Origin of the sequence: Aeromonas sp. FDAARGOS 1407 (assembly GCF_019048725.1) — a bacterium.
GTDB lineage: Bacteria > Pseudomonadota > Gammaproteobacteria > Enterobacterales > Aeromonadaceae > Aeromonas > Aeromonas enteropelogenes.
This window is the reverse complement of record NZ_CP077399.1, coordinates 3,275,681-3,292,996: the sequence shown is the minus strand read 5'-3', so window position 1 is coordinate 3,292,996 and position 17,316 is coordinate 3,275,681. Positions and strand designations below refer to the sequence as shown.

The following is a 17,316-nucleotide window of genomic DNA, read 5'->3' as shown; positions in this document are numbered from 1 at the left end:
CCCCCGCTCGAAATGGGGGCCTTGTATAAGCGCGATAAATATACCACCAGATCAGAGAGATATCATTTAACATAAAATAGTGAGTGACGCGGTAATGATTACAGCAATCCATCAAGCGCATGGTCGGAGAACTTGTTTGCATCGTCGAAGTACTCCTGCAAGGTACGCATGTCTTTGTGGCGAGTCACTTCGATGATCTTGTTCATGGGTTTGCCTGCGGTCACCGCCGAGGTAATAAAGCCTCGGCGCAAACTGTGACCACTGACATAGAGATCATCGATGGCCTGGCCGGTACGACGCTTGATCATCAGGTTGATGCCTTGCGGACCGAGCGGTTCCTCTGTAAGTTGCCCCCAACGGTTCATACGGCGAAACAGTGCCCCCTCCTTGATACGGCTTTTTTCCAACCAGCGCTGTAGTCCCTGAACCGGACAATATTGCTTGCCAGGCACCAAAGCTATTTCGGTTTCGTGCAGCTGATGTTTGCTGGGTTTGAGACGAAGCCTTATCCCCTGCCCCACAAAATCCAGGTCGTTGACTTCAATTCGTGCAGCTTCCGATCGGCGCAATGCGCCACTGAACATCAGCAGCAACAAGGTATGGTCACGAAGGCCCGCCAGGGTTGAGGTATCGATCCCGCTCAACACTCTGGCCAGAGGTTGCAGTGTCAGGGCACCAGTTTTGCGCTTTCGGTTGTCACCGAGCCGCACTATGCCGCGCATCATCTCCTTGATTTCGGGATGTTCGGTTGGCATGGGGTGAATGCCTTTTTGCTTGAAGGCGTAGCGGATCCCTGCAAGTCGTCTCACCAGAGTAGCCGGCTTGCGCGGTTCGCCATTACGTAGCTCCCCCTTGCCCTCTTCCTTATCCAGCCATACCCAGTCGGCTAATACTCCATCGGCCTGATCCGCCAGAAAGTTCATGATGTCGTGATGGGTTGTTTGCAGTGGATCGAGCCCATGCAACTGGCACCAGAATACGAAGATGCGGGTATCCGCCTGATAGGCATTGAGTGTGGAATCAGCCTTGGCACTGCGTAGAAATCGCCTGGCCCGGCTATTTAACTGGGCATCAAATACGGTTTGCAGTGACTGATGTGCGGGGTTTGAAAAAGTAGGGTAAGCCACGTAACGCTATGATTCTATGTGAAGTTTCGAAAGATCTTACAGGATCTTCAAGATCCTTCAAGTATCGATAATGAATATTATCGATACTTAAGAGGCTTCATTTCATGAAGTAAACACCGAGGACAATCCTTTATTTTTTAAGACACTCGTTAACTCGTTTAGCAACAACATTGGCATGATGGAATATTTTTTGTGAGAGATAACGTGCGTGGAACATGAAAAATGTGAATGTGATATGTCTGAGGTTTAAAGAAAATGCCCCACTTTTGCGGGGCATTTTGTGACTAAGGTTTGGCCAGTTTGAACAATTCGAAGAAATTCCGGCTAGTGGCTTCTGCCAATTCGGCCAGGGGGATCTGACGGAGATCTGCAATAAACTGGGCGACATCTCGTACAAACGCGGGTTCATTCTCCCTCCCCCGATGGGGCACGGGGGCAAGATAGGGTGAGTCCGTTTCGACCAGCAGTCGCTCCAGAGGCAGCGCTTTGACCACGGCTTGCAAGGCAGATGCATTCTTGAAGGTCGCAATACCCGATATGGAGATATAAAAACCCATCGCCATGGCGGCCTCGGCCATTTCCAGGGATTCGGTGAAACAGTGCAGCACGCCGCCCACCTGATCGGCCCCCTCTTCACACATGATCTGCAGCGTATCTTCTTGGGCATCACGGGTATGGATGATGAGTGGCTTGTTCAGGGCGCGCGATACCCGGATATGTTCACGGAACGAAGCTTGCTGCACCGCCTTGTTTTCCGGCGAATAAAAATAATCGAGCCCGGTTTCACCGATGGCAACGACACGGGGATCGGCGGCCTGGCGCAGCAGGAGATCGGCATCGACACCCGGCTCCTGATTAAGCGGATGCACCCCACAGGACGCAAACACCTGGGGATAAGGCGCAATCGCTGCCATCATGGTTGGAAACTGTGCCTGGGTGACGCTCACACACAAAAAATATCCCACATCCAGCTTCGCCGCCTTGGCCAAGACATCTGCCATATCGGTTTGCTTGCTGCCATAGCTGAGGCGGTCAAGATGACAGTGGGAATCAACGAGTAACATAAAACAACCTTTATTTTCAGATCTATAACCAGCGGCTGAGCCAGTTCATCAGATGGATGGTGGGATTGGAAAGCTGTCCCGGCTGACAAGCACCCTTGAGGGCGACCAGCTGCTGCTCCGCGTCGAGCAGTTTTTCGCTGGAGTGTTGCTCGGCCAGCTGTCCACTGAGCGCCGCCAGATCCGGCATCGCCAATTGATGATGGCCACAGCCAGCCTGTATTTTTAGAGCATCACACAAAAAGAGTTGCAACCAGTGCAAGCGGACCTGTGTCTCCTGACCCAGTTGTGAGCAGAGTACGGTTGCTTTGCTCGGCGCCTTGCCGAGGGCCACGAAGTGCTCCAACAATTCGCGGCGGGCGCCATCCTGTTGCTGCTCGATATAGTCGAGTACCCGCAACGGTGCCCCCTGACAAATCCGCACCTGAGCCAGGGTCGCCTGATGCCCCTGCTCCGCCAACCAACGAACCGTCTCCCCTTCAGCGGGTAATTGACAGACATGCTTGTGGCAACGACTCAATATGGTGGGCAACAATCGGGAAACCTGGGAAGCAATGAGCAGCAGCAAGCTGTCGCCAGCCGGCTCTTCCAGCGTCTTCAGCAGCGCATTGGCCGCCGATTCCGTCATCCGCTCCGCATCGGGAATGATCACCACCTTGCCACGCCCCAGCTGGGCAGACCCCTGCAGCCGGTTGCAAATATCGCGAATGGCCTCGACCCCGATGGTTTTCCCCTCACGGGATAGCTGACCCAAATCCGGGTGATTGCCCTTGTCAAACAGCTGGCAGGAGTGACAATGACCGCAGGGCTCTCCCCGATCCGGTTGCTGGCAGAGGTGAAGACGGGCCAGACGTTCCGCCAGCTGCTCCTTGCCAAGACCGGGATCGCCCAGCAACAACCAGGCATGGCCCAGCCGCCCACTGGCGGCTGTCTGGCTCAGGGCCTGCCAGTCAGGGATCAACCAGGGATACATAAATGCGTATCCAGCGCGCTTTCGATGGCGGCTTTTACCTGATCCGGAGTCTGCCCCGCATCGATCACCACAATGGAATCATCTTTGGCCGCGAGCTCAAGGTAACGGTGGCGGGTACGCTCAAAAAAGCAGAGCTGTTCGAGCTCGATGCGATCCAGCTCACCGCGATGACGGGCCCGCTGTAAACCAACGGCAGGATCGATATCGAGATAGAGAGTCAGATCCGGTTTGAATTCACCGAGCACCGCCTGCTTGATGGCACCAATCAAGTGGGCGTCGATGCCGCGGCCGCCCCCCTGATAGGCCTGGGAGGAGAGATCGTGGCGATCCCCCACTACCCAGATCCCCTCGGCCAGCGCCGGCTTGATGCGGGTTTCCACCAGTTGTACCCGGGAGGCATACATCAACAGCAGCTCGGCCTCGATGGTCAACCGCTCGTCGTGCACCTCCTTGACGATGCTGCGCATCCGTTCGGCCAGCGGCGTGCCACCCGGTTCGCGGGTGCACTCGATGCGGTCGATGCCATGGTTATGCAGATAATCGGTGACATAACGCACCGCGGAGCTCTTCCCTGCCCCTTCCAATCCTTCGATCACGATAAATTTAGACATTAGGACTTCTTCAATATGTATTCACGAACCGCCCGATTGTGTTCATCGAGGGTCTTGGAAAAATGGTGGGCACCGCCCCCCTTGGCGACAAAATAGAGATAATCGGTCGACTTGGGATTGAGGGCTGCCTCAATGGAGGCCTTGCCAGGCATGGCGATAGGGGTGGGCGGCAAGCCGTCGATCACATAGGTGTTATACGGATTCTTGTCGGTCAGATCGCTGCGGCGGATATTGCCATCGTAGCGCTCCTTCACCCCGTAGATCACGGTGGGATCGGTCTGCAGCTTCATGCCAAGACGCAACCGGTTGACGAAGACAGAGGCGATCTGTGCCCGCTCCTCTGGTTTGCCGGTCTCCTTCTCGATGATGGAGGCCATGATCAGCGCTTCATAAGGGGTTTTGTAAGGCAGGTTGGCCTGACGTTTTTCCCAGCTCTGCTGCAGGAAGGCTTCCATATCCTGATGCGCCCGCCGCAAGATGGAGAGATCGCTGGCATGGGTGGTATAGGCATAAGTTTCCGGCAGGAACCACCCTTCCAGCTTACCATTTTCAATGCCAAGCTCGCGAGCCAGTTCATCCTCGGATTGCTCCACCGTCAGACGCTCCAGATAAGGAGCGCTAGAGAGCTGCTTTTGCCAGTCCTCAAAACGGGAGCCTTCGACAAAGGTCAGACTGAAATGAAACTCTTTGCCCGAGGCAAACAGGGAGAGCGTCTCCTTGAGCGGGGCTCCCTCCTTGATTTCATAGGTACCTGATTTGATTGCGACCAGTTCGGGATGACCCCGCAACCAGAGCCGCACCGCCCAAGGGCTGGTTTCCCCCTCTCCCAATTCGGCGATCAGACGAGCGGCATGGGCCCCTTTCTCCACCGTAAAGAGCCGGGTCGGCCCCTTGTTGGTGAGGGTTTCCACTTGTTGCCACTTGTAGTGCACATAACCCCCGGCGGCGGCCACTGTCAGGGCCGCCCCCGCGAGCAGGGTGTAAAGCCGATTAAACTTCAATGACCAAACGCTCCTGTAAACGACGACTCAATACTGCTGCGGAATAGCGAAACTCTTCAATGCCGTTGACTGGCACCACTCCCATCAGGGTGTTGGTGAGCCACACTTCTTCCGCTTGTCGCAGTGACTCCAGTGGAGCCTCTACCACACGCAACTCAATACTCATCTGTTTCAACATCATCATGATCTTGCGCCGCATGATGCCATCGACACCGCCACAGGCCAGATCGGGCGTGAATACCGTCTTGCCCCGACGCCAAAACAGATTGGCACTGACCCCTTCCACCAGACAATCCCTGCTGTTCAGCACTACTCCTTCGACTGCACCGCGACTGACTAGTTCGCTTTTAAGCAACACCTGTTCCAGTCTATTCAAGGTCTTGAGACCCGCCAGCATGGGAGCATCGCCGATCCGTTGCCGGCATACCAGCATCTCGATCCCGCTTTGTTGCCATTCGCTGTAATGTTGCGGGAAAGGCGCAAGGGAGAGGATCCGGGTGGGATGCCGGCAGTCACTGCCATCATAACCACGCCCACCTTCGCCACGTGTCAGGACAACTTTGGCCACACACTCTGCTTGTTCGGCCACGAGCGAATCGAGTTCCTCTGCCAGCAGCTCCCAATCCGGGTCTGTGATCCCCAGACGGAGGTTAGCCTGCTGCAGTCTGGCCAGATGGGCAGGCCACTCCAGCACTCGACCATTCCTGACCGCCATGGTAGTGAAATGGCCATCTCCATAGGCAAGACCGCGATCCTTGGCCGAGATGGCATCGACATTCATTCCATTGATAAGCAAGGGATCCCTCCGATAAAAAAGGCCCGATACCGTCAGTATCGGGCCCCTGTCATTGCCCTTCGGCAAATTATACGCGTTTGAAGATCAGTGAACCATTAGTACCGCCAAAACCGAAGGAGTTGGAGAGGGCGTACTCGAAGTTCCCCGGCTTGGCCACGTGAGGAACCAGATCCAGGTCACACTCCTCATCCGGGTTATCCAGGTTGATGGTCGGCGGCGCGATCTGATCGCGCAGGGCCAGAACGGTAATGATGGCCTCAATGGCGCCCGCAGCCCCCAACAGGTGACCGGTCATGGACTTGGTGGAGCTGATCATCAGGGACTTGGCATGCTCGCCAAATACCTCTTTCATGCCACGCAGTTCGGCAACATCGCCCAGCGGAGTGGAGGTGCCGTGCGCGTTGATGTAACCGATCTGCTCGGGCGCGATCCCGGCATCCTTGATGGCGTTCTTCATGGCGCGAGCACCACCATTGCCATCGGCGGGAGGCGCTGTCATGTGATAGGCATCGCCACTCATGCCAAAGCCAACCAGCTCGCCATAGATCTTGGCACCACGGGCCTTGGCATGTTCGTACTCTTCCAGCACCAGTACACCGGCACCGTCACCCAGCACGAAACCATCGCGATCCTTGTCCCATGGACGGCTCGCCTTCTGCGGTTCGTCGTTGCGGTTGGAGAGCGCCTTGGCTGCGGCAAAGCCGCCCATCCCCATCGGGGTGGAAGCCTTCTCGGCACCACCGGCGACCATTACGTCCGCATCGCCATAGGCGATCATCCGGCCGGCCATGCCGATGGCATGAGTGCCCGTGGTACAAGCGGTGGTCACGGCGATGTTGGGGCCCTGCATGCCTTTCATGATAGAGAGATGACCGGACACCATATTGATGATGGTAGACGGCACGAAGAATGGGCTCAGCTTGCGGGGGCCACCGTTGACCAGGCTGCTGTGGTTCTGTTCGATCAGACCCAGGCCACCGATGCCGGAGCCGATGGCCACGCCGACACGCTCGGCATTCTCTTCGTTGATAACAAGGCCAGAATCATCCAGTGCCTGGATACCGGCGGCCACGCCGTATTGAATGAAGAGATCCATCTTGCGAGCTTCTTTACGGTTGATACCGTACTGCTCGGGATCAAAATCTTTGACCTGGCCGGCGAAACGGGTTGCAAACTCGCTGGCATCAAAGTGTTCGATGGGGGAAATGCCGCTCTGCCCGTTGAGCAGGGCTTGCCAGCTGGATTCAGCAGTGTTGCCCACCGGGGAAAGCATCCCCAAGCCGGTCACCACGACTCTGCGTTTTGACACTGAGGTAGTCTCCGAGAGGTATTTTGAAAGGGAACAAATATAAAAGAAGCGGCCCTTGGGCCGCTTCCTTCAGAACAGGAAATTATTCCTGATTAGCGGTGATGTAGTCGATAGCCGCTTGAACAGTGGTGATCTTCTCGGCTTCTTCATCAGGAATTTCGGTATCGAATTCTTCTTCCAGCGCCATTACCAGTTCAACGGTATCCAAAGAGTCAGCGCCCAGGTCGTCGACGAAGGAGGCAGCGTTCTTAACGTCTTCCTCTTTAACACCCAGTTGTTCGATGATGATTTTCTTTACGCGTTCTTCGATGTTGCTCATGACCTGAATTTTCCTTTAAAAATACGCTATTGCGTCTGGTTGGGGTAGTTTATTCAATTGCCGTGAGTTTGCAAGTAGCTTGCCGCTGGTCAAACCACGAAATGTGCCAAACTTCGGCGTACTATCGCAAATTTGAACAGATCTCACGACAAATTGGTTACACCATGTACATCCCGCCATTAACATGCAGGGTTTCGCCAGTGATATAGGCGGCATCATCAGATGCCAAGAATACCACAGCGGCGGCAATTTCTTTTGGATCACCCAAACGGGCGGCAGGTACCTGATTCATGATGCCTGCACGTTGTTCCTCATTCAGGGCACGGGTCATGTCGGTTTCGATGAAACCGGGCGCAACCGCGTTCACTGTGATGCCACGGGATGCCACTTCCCGCGCCAGTGATTTGGTGAAGCCCACCAGGCCGGCCTTGGCGGCGGCATAGTTGACCTGACCGGCATTACCCATGGTTCCCACAACGGAACCGATGCTGATGATGCGACCATGGCGCTTTTTCATCATGGCACGCAATACCGGCTTGCTCAGACGGTACAGGGAGGTGAGATTGGTGTCGATGATCTCGTTCCACTCGTCATCCTTCATCCGCATCAACAGGTTGTCACGAGTGATCCCCGCGTTGTTGATCAGGATATCGATGTCGCCAAAGCGTTCCTTGATAGCCGCGAAGACGCCTTCGATGGATTCCTGGCTGGTCACGTTAAGTGCCATGCCGCAACCCTGTTCACCCAGATAGGCGCTGATCGCCTCGGCGCCGCTCTCGCTGGTCGCCGTACCGACTACTTTTGCACCACGGGCGGCAAAAGTTTCAGCAATCGCACGACCGATACCACGACTGGCACCGGTGACCAACACAACCTTATCGGTAAAGCTCATTACTTGCTCCTGTTTACTTGGACTGGGCCAGCGCCTGCTCGAAAGAGGCGGCATCGTTGGCGTGGATACCTTCCACCCGCTTGTCGATGCGTTTGGCAAGCCCGGTCAATACCTTGCCCGGACCCATCTCGATCTCGAGGGTGATCCCCTCTCTGGCCATCCGCTCCACAGTCTCGGTCCAACGTACCGGGCTGAACAGCTGACGCACCAGGGCTTGTTTGATGGCGACCGGATCCTGTTCGCAGGATACGTCGACATTATTGATGACCGCGATGCTCGGAACCTTGATCTCGATCCCGTCCAGCGCAGCGGCCAGTTTTTCGGCGGCCGGTTTCATCAGGGCGCAGTGGGATGGCACGGAGACCGGCAGCGGCAGTGCACGTTTGGCACCAGACTCTTTCATCAGCACGTTGGCACGCTCGACGGCCTCCTTGTGGCCGGCGATCACCACCTGACCCGGAGAGTTGAAGTTGACCGGAGAAACCACTTGCCCCTCTGCCGCTTTTTCGCAGTTGGCGGCGATGGCGTCGTTGTCCAGGCCGATGATGGCGGCCATGGCGCCGGTGCCCTCCGGCACGGCTTCCTGCATGGCCAGACCACGCAGCTCGACCAGTTTGACCGCGTCGGTAAAGGCCAGCGCGCCACTGCACACCAGGGCGGAATATTCGCCCAGACTGTGACCTGCCATCACGGCGGGGGTTGCCCCACCCTGCTGTTGCCACAGGCGCCACAACGCGACAGAAGCGGTCAGCAGCGCAGGCTGGGTACGCCAGGTTTTGTTCAGCTCTTCGGTCGGACCTTCCATCACCAAGGTAAACAGATCGTAACCCAGCACCTGGCTCGCCTCGGCGAAGGTTTCCTTGATCACGGCGTGTTGTTCGGCCAGTTCGGCCAGCATGCCAACAGACTGGGAACCCTGTCCCGGGAAGGCAATGGCAAATTGGGTCATCATTGATTCCTTTTAGCTAAGACAAAAATGAAATCGGTTACGGGATGTCGCCAAGGGCATCCCGCAGAAGATCAGAGGCGAACCAGCGCCGAACCCCAGGCAAAACCACCGCCGAAGGCTTCCAGCAAGACCAGTTGGCCCGGCTTGATGCGACCGTCCCTGACCCCTTCATCGAAGGCGATAGGAACGGAGGCGGCAGAGGTGTTGCCGTGCTTGTCGAGGGTCAGTACCACCTTGTCGAGGCTCATGCCAAGCTTCTTGGCGGTGGCACTGATAATACGGAAGTTGGCCTGATGGGGAACCAGCCAGTCCAGGTCGCTCGGCTCAACGCCAGCGGCAGCCAGCGTCTCGGTCACGATCTCGCTCAAACGCGTTACCGCGACCTTGAACACATCGTTGCCTTTCATATACATGTAGGCTTCAAGCTCGGCGCCCGGCATGCCACGACGTGGGTGGGGCAACTTGAGAAGGTCGCCATAGCGGCCATCGGCATGCAGATGGGTGGAGAGGATGCCGGGGGTTTCACTGGCACCAATCACCACGGCCCCTGCCCCATCACCGAACAGAATGATGGTGCCACGATCTTCGGGATCGCACATGCGGGACAGTACATCGGCACCCACCACCAGAACATGGCGGGCGGCACCGGATTTGACGAATTGATCGGCTATGGAAAGCGCGTAGGTAAAACCCGCGCAGGCGGCCGCTACATCGAAGGCAGGAATGCCCGGCACGCCGAGCAGGCCCTGCAGCTCGCACGCTGCCGCGGGAAAGGCGTTTTCGGCACTGGTGGTTGCCAGCACTATCATGTCGAGATCGGCGGCGGTCAGACCTGCCGCGTCCAGGGCGCGCAAGGCGGCCTGGTAGGAGAGAGTCGCAACCGTTTCGTCGGCACCGGCGATGCGGCGCTCACGGATCCCGGTGCGTTCCACGATCCACTCATCACTGGTCTCAACCATCTGCTCGAGATCGGCGTTGGTGCGCACAGAACTCGGCAGATAGCTGCCAGTACCCAGAATTTTGCTATGCATAGAGTTCTTATAGGTCCCTGTCGGAGAAGACAGCTTCAAGGCGATCTGCTATTTGCAGTGGGAGTTGATGTTTGGCCTCTTGTGCGGCCAGCAGGATCGCATTACACAGGGCGCGTCGTTCGGCCCGCCCATGACTTTTTACCACAATGCCGCGCAATCCTAACAGACTTGCGCCGTTATACTGGTCGGGGTTCAGGTAAGAAAAACGCTGTTTGAACAGAAATCCGGCGATCCGGCCAAGAAAAGTACGCTTTTTGCGGGGATATCCGGCCAGTTCGGCCATCATCCTCACTACCCCCTCCGCTGTTTTGAGGGCAACATTGCCGACAAACCCGTCGCATACAATGACGTCACTCTCGCCGCTGAAGATGCGATCTCCCTCGACAAAGCCAACATAGTTGAGGGCGGAGCACTGACGAAGCAACTCGGCGCTGTGGCGCACCAGATCGTTCCCCTTGATCTCCTCCTCGCCAATATTGAGCAAGGCAACCCGGGGGGCAGCAATGCCCTCGACCTTCTCAGCCACCACAGACCCCATCACCGCGAATTGCAGCAAGGTATCGGCATCGCAACTGACGTTGGCCCCCAGATCCAGCATCACGGTACGTTTGCCACTCAAGGTGGGCAGCGCCTTGATGAGGGCTGGACGGTCGACGCCGGGCAGGGATTTGAGCACGCACTTGGCCATGGCCATCAGGGCACCGGTATTGCCGGCACTGACGCAGGCATCGGCTTCGCCGGATTTCACCAAGTTGAGCACGACCCGCATGGAGGAGTCTTTCAGGGTACGCAGCGCCACGATCGGCTTGTCGCCCATTCCCACGACCTGGGAGGCATGCACGAAACGAACGCGAGGGTGATTGAGCAAGCCATGTTGCTGCAGCAGTGAGGAGGTCTGGTGTTGCTCACCGACCAGAATAAGTTTTAGCTGGGGTAAAAGAGACAGTGCCTGCACGGCGGCAGGCACTGTTTCCGAGGGGCCAATATCTCCCCCCATGATGTCTAGCGCGACAGTTTGCGTAGACAAAGGCAATCCTTAAGCGATTACCTTTTTACCGCGGTAGAAACCATCGGCAGTCACGTGGTGACGACGATGGGTTTCGCCACTGGTCTGATCAACAGTCAGGGCAGCGGTGGTCAGCGCATCGTGGGAACGACGCATGCCACGCTTGGCACGGGTTTTACGGTTCTGTTGTACGGCCATTGTAGGCTAACTCCTAAATTCACTTACGTTTAAGCTCTTCAAGAACTGCAAAGGGATTCGGCCGCTCATCAGCAGGTTCGATTTCACCCCAGGTCATCTCCATGTTGCCTCGCGGGCACGCATCCAGAGAATGCATGGCCACTTGAGGCAACGAGAGGATGAGTTCATCCTCCAGGATTTGATGAAGATCTATCTCGCCGTTTTCGTCCAACTCAATGGGCTCATAAGCTTCCGGCAGTTCTTCCTCGTTTGTTCTCTCGAACAGCGGAGTGTAGATAAATTCAGCTTCACAGAGATGTTCGAAAATCTCCCCGCAACGTTGGCAAACCAGGTCAACCTTGGCATGAGCAGTGCCTTTCATAACGGTCAACTTCTGGACATCTTTGCCAAAGTGCAGTGATACCTCGATATCACTCTGCAAGCCAGCGGTTGATTCCTCCAGCCTGGGCATCTGCGACTTTTCCACTATCCCGACATAATCGAGTAGCTTCGAGGCACTACGGACTGGATCAACCTTAACGGGCAACTTCACCTTTTGCATAGGGCGCGAATAATATAGGTCTAACAACTGATAGTCAAAGGAAAAAGTCCTTACCGCCGATGATTTTAACCTCACAAGTCCCTAGAATGCCGGTACTCGTTCTCATCGGTACCTGATTATGCCACAGAATCTGATCCTCGCCTCAACTTCTCGTTACCGCAAAGCCTTGCTGGAGAAGCTCGGCCTCCCCTTCGAATGTATTGCCCCCGAGGTGGATGAATCCCCCCTGCCCCGTGAAACCGCCGAAGCGCTGGTGGCTCGCCTTGCCCACACCAAGGCCGCAGCCATCGCCAATCGAGTTGATCATGGCTTGATCATCGGTTCTGATCAGGTGTGTGTATGCGATGGTCGTATCCTCGGTAAACCGGGTACAGTTGACAGCGCCGTTGCCCAACTGATGGCGGCGCAGGGACGCAGTGTTACCTTCTACACCGGACTCTGCGTACTGGATGCCGCTTCCGGCCGCGCCGAACAATTGGTAGAGCCCTTTACCGTCCATTTTCGTACTCTGAGCGAGGATGCCATCCGGCGTTATGTGGAGGCCGAGATGCCACTCGACTGTGCCGGCAGCTTCAAGTGCGAAGGGATGGGAATAGTGCTGTTCAAGGCGCTGGAGGGACGCGATCCCAATGCGCTGATCGGCCTGCCGCTGATCGGGCTGATCGAGCTGCTAGAGCGCCACGGTCTTGCCCTCCCCTGACCTCACGACTCGGCAAGAAATGCCACAAAATAAAACGGGAGCCCAGGCTCCCGTTTTTTGATCAGTGACGACTCGAAAAGAGCGAGCCGGATATTGGCATCAGCGAGGCAATCCGTTCAGGAAGGTGTCGAGCTCGGGGGAAAGCGGCGCCTCGACCTGCATCTCGCGGCCATCGGCCGGATGGGTAAAAGTCAGCTTCCAGGCATGCAAAAAGAGACGTTTCAGCCCTTGGCTGCGCATTTTCTCGTCAAACGCGGCTTCTCCATACTTATCATCACAGGCGATCGGGTGACCGGCATGCAGGGTATGGACACGGATCTGGTGGGTACGACCGGTAATCGGACTGCACTCGACCAGGGTCGCCTCGGCGAATTGACGCACGATCCGAAAACGGGTTTCCGACGGCTTGCCATCGGCACTGACCCGCACTACCCGCTCGCCAGATTGCAACTCATTTTTGCGCAGCGGCGCATTCACCACCCTGACATGTGACTGCCACTGGCCACGTACCAGCGCCAGATACTGTTTGCGCATGGTCTTGACCCGCAGCTGTTCGTGCAGACTGCGCAGGGCACTGCGCTTCTTGGCGACCAGGAGCACACCTGAGGTATCGCGATCGAGACGATGCACCAGCTCGAGAAAACGGGCTTCGGGGCGCAGGGCGCGCAGCCCTTCAATCACGCCGAAACTGAGGCCACTGCCGCCATGCACAGCCATACCGGAAGGCTTGTTCAGTACGATCATTGCATCGTCTTCAAACAGGATCTGACTCTCGAGGCGCTGGATAACCCCAAGGTTGGCCGAGGGCAGCTCATTTTTTTCGGCCACACGTACGGGGGGCACCCGCACTTCGTCGCCCGCGCAGAGTTTGTACTCCGGTTTGATGCGCTTTTTGTTTACCCGCACTTCGCCTTTGCGAAGGATGCGATAGATCAGGCTCTTGGGGACGCCCTTTAGCTGAGTCTTGAGAAAATTGTCGATGCGCTGCCCGTCATGCTCAGCTTCGATGGTGAGCAGCTGCACTTGTTGATGTATCTGTGTCATGGCGCGGATTTTAACACTGCCTGAGCCCCTTGGCTGCATGGTTTGTTGAAAAATGGCGCCTTGCTATAAAAGAGGTTTAAATGGGATAATAAACAAGGTTTTGTCATTGTGTTCAAGCCTTGTACTAAGTGGCCAAAAAGTATGCCACCCAATCCCGAAACACCGTGTATACAAGAACATGTCGGTTCCCGGGTGCGAGGTACAACGCATGGAGAACACAAACATCACCTTTAATTTGTCTCCACTGCGGCATCCGTAACGTCCCTTCTCGAGAAGTGATGACCAGAGCGCCCTCAGTTTGCGCCTCATGCATACCCCAACCGGGAGGTTGCCCCAGTATGCTGAAGACCCGAGGCCGGCGCCGGCAGGACCCAGGTGGAGGAAATCAAAATGACACAATAATGAGAACTCAATGAAAAGAATGCTGATCAACGCAACTCAAGAAGAGGAGTTGCGCGTAGCGCTGGTTGACGGACAACAGCTCTACGATTTGGATATTGAAAGTCCGGGACACGAGCAGAAGAAAGCGAACATTTACAAGGGCAAGATCACCCGCGTAGAACCCAGCCTCGAAGCTGCTTTTGTCGACTACGGCGCCGAGCGCCACGGTTTCCTGCCTCTCAAGGAGATCGCCCGCAATTACTTCCCCTCCGGTTACTCCTATCAGGGTCGTCCCAACATCAAAGAAGTGGTCCGTGAAGGTCAGGAAGTTATCGTCCAGATCGACAAGGAAGAGCGCGGTACCAAGGGTGCAGCCCTCACTACTTTCATCAGCCTGGCCGGTAGCTACCTGGTACTGATGCCGAACAACCCCCGCGCCGGTGGTATCTCCCGCCGCATCGAGGGTGACGAGCGGACCGAGCTGAAAGAAGCCCTGAGCGGACTGACCGTGCCGGACGGCATGGGCCTCATCGTGCGCACCGCAGGTGTGGGCAAGTCCCCGGAGGAGCTGGAGTGGGATCTGAACGTTCTGCTCAACCACTGGGATTCCATTCACAAGGCCTCGCAACAGCGTGCCGCTCCCGTGCTGATCCACCAGGAAAGCAACGTGATTGTGCGCGCAATTCGTGACTACCTGCGTCGCGATGTAGGCGAGATCCTGATCGACAACCCGGTGATTTTCGAGCGTGCCAAGGCTCACATCGAGCTGGTTCGCCCCGATTTCCTCAATCGTGTGAAGCTGTACAAGGGTGAAGTTGCCCTGTTCAACCACTTCCAGATCGAGAGCCAAATCGAGTCTGCCTTCCAGCGTGAAGTGCGCCTGCCCTCCGGCGGCAGCATCGTGATCGATCCGACTGAAGCACTGACTTCCATCGATATCAACTCCTCCCGTGCAACCAAGGGTGGCGATATCGAAGAGACCGCTCTACAGACCAACCTGGAAGCAGCCGACGAGATTGCTCGCCAGCTGCGCCTGCGTGACCTGGGTGGCCTCATCGTCATCGACTTCATCGACATGACCCCGGTTCGCCATCAGCGCGAAGTGGAGAATCGTCTGCGTGAAGCCGTGCATCAGGACCGTGCCCGCATCCAGCTGGGCCGTATCTCCCGTTTCGGTCTGCTCGAGATGTCTCGTCAGCGTCTGCGTCCCTCCCTCAACGAGTCCAGCAGCCACATCTGCCCCCGTTGCCAGGGCCAGGGCGTGATCCGCGACAACGAGTCGCTGGCTCTGTCCATCCTGCGTCTCATCGAAGAAGAGGCCATGAAGGACAACACCGAACAGGTGCATGCCCAGGTACCGGTCGATGTCGCCGCCTATCTGTTGAACGAAAAGCGTTCCTCCATTGCCAGCCTGGAACAGCGTAATGATGTTCGCGTCTACATCATTCCGAACCAGCATCTGGAAACGCCGCACTATGAAGTGACACGCATCCGCCAGAACGAGATCCCGGAAGGAGCCAGCTACGAGCTGAAGACCGAAATTGCCAAGCCGGTCTACCAGCCCAAACAGGCTCAGGTGATCGAACGCGAGCAGCCGCTGCTGCAAGGCTTTGCCCAGCCGACTCCGCCAGCGCCTGTTGCCCAGCCGCAAGCGGTCGCGACCGTGGCGACTCCGGCACAGAGCAGTGGCTTCTTCAGCAAGCTGTTCAAAGGGATCGCTGGTCTGTTTGGTAGCGAACCCGCTCCTGCAGATGTGAAAGCGCCTGCCGAGAAAGCGGCCGCTGGTCGTGAGGCGCGCAAGGAAGAGGGTCATCGTCACCAGCGTGAAGAGGGCCGTGGCCGTGGTCAACGTGGTCGTCGTGATGACAACCGTGGTAACCGCAACAATGCCGATGCGTCCGAGAAGCGTGATAACGCCGGCCGTGACAATCGCGAAGGAAGCGAGAACCGCAACCGTCGTCCCCGCAAGGAGCGTGAACCGCGTCAGGATCGTGAAGTACGCACTGAACAACGTATGGAACGTGAACCTCGCGAGCCTCGTCAGGAACGCGAACAGCGTGAGCCCCGTGCTCCGCGCCAGCCTCGTGCCCCCCGCGAACCGCGCACGGAAGTGATGGTTGATGCCGTAGAGACCACAGCCGTTGCCGCTGAACCGCGTCAGGAAAAAGAGCAGAAAGTGGCCGAGCGCCGCGAACGTCGTCAACTGCGCAAGCAGATCCGCGTCGATGTCGCCGCTGCCGACACTCCTGCCCTGCCGGTTGAGGACGTTCAGGTTGCCGCCGTGGAAACAAGCATTCCCCACGAGCAGGATGAGCAGGCCGAAGGCCAGCGCCGTTCCCGTCGTACTCCGCGCAACCAGCGCATCGAAGGCCAGCGTCGCAAGCGCATCAACGAAGAGGCTCGTAGCCAGCGTGATGAAGAGCCGCAGGCCGAAGTGACAATGACTGCAGCGGCCCAATCCGATGCAGCCCAGGTCAAAGTGGAAGAGCCGGCAGTACCGGTGATCACCATTCCGAGCGCCGAAGCTGTTGCCGCAGCCCTCCAGGCCTCTGCCGCGCTGACCGAGCATGTGGTCGTTGAAACCATCGCGGAAGAAGCTGCCGACAAGGTGGAAGCCACTGTTGCTGACACTCAAGCAGAAACTGCCGAAGTTGTTGTAGATGCAGTTCCTGAAGCCGTTACCGCCTCCTCCGAGGTCGAGAGCGTAAGTGTGGTTGAGGCTGTAGAAGCCGCAGAGGTTGCAGAGCCGGTTATCGCAGCTGAGCCTGTGACTCCTGTTGTGGTAGAAGAAGTTTCTGCACCCGTTGTCACCACAACCGAAGAGGTTGCTGTGGAAGAAGCGGAACCTGCTACGACCATCACCAAGCAGGTTATGCACGGTGCTGGTTTGCTGGCGCGCGCCCGCAAGGCATCTGCGCCGATGGCTACTCCGGCCGAAGCCCCTGCCCTGCCTGCCCGCGAGCCGGTTGATTACCCGCCGCTGGTACGCAGTGAGGTCAGCAGCTCAGGCCGCCATGGTGGCAGCACCGCTGCCGTCAACGCGGCTTCCTGCCCGGCTGGTCGTCCGTAATCGCTTAATCAGCAAGCCTGATTCGCAAAGAGCCACTCTCAGGAGTGGCTCTTTTTATTTGTCGCACAGTTAACTTTGGCCAAATATCAGTTTTGTCCTGTTGGATACGGTACCTGCCACCTGCTTTGATTTGATCATCCAAGTACTACTGCGCCGGAGCCTTCGACACAAGGCTCCCCTTTCCCATCCCTCAGATCTTCACTATTACCCTCATCATCTTGCCAATCGCCTCCGACTCTTTACTGCCTGGCCTTGTTAGAGAGTATTGAGGTTTCAGATCTGGGTTTAAGATATTGTCATCAACACT

The 17,316-nt window shown here is 56.9% G+C and carries 17 protein-coding genes; 2 read left to right on the top strand and 15 right to left on the bottom strand.

Annotated features, from left to right (window positions below; translation table 11 throughout):
• Positions 1–98: 98 nt before the first annotated feature.
• From I6L37_RS15590 to yceD, 14 genes are all read right to left on the bottom strand, one after another.
• A complete protein-coding gene (locus I6L37_RS15590) occupies positions 99–1,088 on the bottom strand; it encodes a site-specific integrase (RefSeq protein ID WP_216994184.1) in 990 nt (329 codons plus the stop codon).
• Between the two features lie 323 nt (positions 1,089–1,411).
• Entirely contained in the window at positions 1,412–2,191 is a 780-nt protein-coding gene (locus tag I6L37_RS15585; protein WP_216992322.1) for a TatD family hydrolase, read from the bottom strand.
• 22 nt (positions 2,192–2,213) lie between these two features.
• Positions 2,214–3,161, bottom strand: coding sequence for a DNA polymerase III subunit delta' (gene holB / locus I6L37_RS15580; protein WP_216992321.1), 948 nt, complete (start codon positions 3,159–3,161; stop codon positions 2,214–2,216).
• Entirely contained in the window at positions 3,146–3,772 is a 627-nt protein-coding gene (gene tmk, locus I6L37_RS15575; protein ID WP_216992320.1) for a dTMP kinase, read from the bottom strand. Before tmk ends, holB begins: the two co-directional genes overlap by 16 nt.
• The gene (gene mltG / locus I6L37_RS15570; protein WP_216992319.1) at positions 3,772–4,773 is read right to left on the bottom strand and encodes an endolytic transglycosylase MltG; all 1,002 of its coding nucleotides are present in this window, start codon (positions 4,771–4,773) and stop codon (positions 3,772–3,774) included. Before mltG ends, tmk begins: the two co-directional genes overlap by 1 nt.
• On the bottom strand, positions 4,763–5,569 hold the full coding sequence (gene pabC / locus I6L37_RS15565) for an aminodeoxychorismate lyase (protein ID WP_254203497.1): 807 nt from the start codon (positions 5,567–5,569) through the stop codon (positions 4,763–4,765). Before pabC ends, mltG begins: the two co-directional genes overlap by 11 nt.
• A gap of 67 nt (positions 5,570–5,636) precedes the next feature.
• On the bottom strand, positions 5,637–6,878 hold the full coding sequence (gene fabF / locus I6L37_RS15560) for a beta-ketoacyl-ACP synthase II (protein ID WP_026457724.1): 1,242 nt from the start codon (positions 6,876–6,878) through the stop codon (positions 5,637–5,639).
• Between the two features lie 82 nt (positions 6,879–6,960).
• Positions 6,961–7,197, bottom strand: a complete 237-nt coding sequence (acpP, locus tag I6L37_RS15555; protein ID WP_005300909.1) for an acyl carrier protein — start codon at positions 7,195–7,197, stop codon at positions 6,961–6,963.
• A gap of 157 nt (positions 7,198–7,354) precedes the next feature.
• The gene (gene fabG, locus I6L37_RS15550; protein WP_026457725.1) at positions 7,355–8,089 is read right to left on the bottom strand and encodes a 3-oxoacyl-ACP reductase FabG; all 735 of its coding nucleotides are present in this window, start codon (positions 8,087–8,089) and stop codon (positions 7,355–7,357) included.
• A gap of 13 nt (positions 8,090–8,102) precedes the next feature.
• Positions 8,103–9,038: an ACP S-malonyltransferase gene (fabD, locus tag I6L37_RS15545; protein ID WP_216994182.1), complete on the bottom strand. Its 936-nt coding sequence runs from the start codon at positions 9,036–9,038 to the stop codon at positions 8,103–8,105.
• Between the two features lie 71 nt (positions 9,039–9,109).
• Positions 9,110–10,069, bottom strand: coding sequence for a beta-ketoacyl-ACP synthase III (locus tag I6L37_RS15540; protein WP_216992318.1), 960 nt, complete (start codon positions 10,067–10,069; stop codon positions 9,110–9,112).
• Between the two features lie 7 nt (positions 10,070–10,076).
• The gene (gene plsX / locus I6L37_RS15535) at positions 10,077–11,096 is read right to left on the bottom strand and encodes a phosphate acyltransferase PlsX (protein ID WP_216992317.1); all 1,020 of its coding nucleotides are present in this window, start codon (positions 11,094–11,096) and stop codon (positions 10,077–10,079) included.
• A gap of 9 nt (positions 11,097–11,105) precedes the next feature.
• Positions 11,106–11,273 (bottom strand): 50S ribosomal protein L32, encoded by a 168-nt coding sequence (gene rpmF, locus I6L37_RS15530; protein ID WP_026458762.1) that lies wholly within the window; start codon positions 11,271–11,273, stop codon positions 11,106–11,108.
• Positions 11,274–11,292: 19 nt separating this feature from the next.
• Positions 11,293–11,814 (bottom strand): 23S rRNA accumulation protein YceD, encoded by a 522-nt coding sequence (gene yceD / locus I6L37_RS15525; RefSeq protein WP_042070015.1) that lies wholly within the window; start codon positions 11,812–11,814, stop codon positions 11,293–11,295.
• A 118-nt stretch (positions 11,815–11,932) separates the two neighbouring features.
• On the opposite strand from yceD, the gene I6L37_RS15520 reads away from it, so the two are divergent.
• On the top strand, positions 11,933–12,514 hold the full coding sequence (locus I6L37_RS15520) for a nucleoside triphosphate pyrophosphatase (protein ID WP_216992316.1): 582 nt from the start codon (positions 11,933–11,935) through the stop codon (positions 12,512–12,514).
• A gap of 99 nt (positions 12,515–12,613) precedes the next feature.
• Here I6L37_RS15520 and rluC read toward each other — a convergent pair whose 3' ends face one another.
• Positions 12,614–13,558, bottom strand: coding sequence for a 23S rRNA pseudouridine(955/2504/2580) synthase RluC (gene rluC, locus I6L37_RS15515; RefSeq protein ID WP_201977591.1), 945 nt, complete (start codon positions 13,556–13,558; stop codon positions 12,614–12,616).
• A 412-nt stretch (positions 13,559–13,970) separates the two neighbouring features.
• Between rluC and rne the strand changes: the two genes are divergently transcribed.
• Positions 13,971–17,009, top strand: coding sequence for a ribonuclease E (gene rne / locus I6L37_RS15510; protein ID WP_216992315.1), 3,039 nt, complete (start codon positions 13,971–13,973; stop codon positions 17,007–17,009).
• Positions 17,010–17,316: the final 307 nt, after the last annotated feature.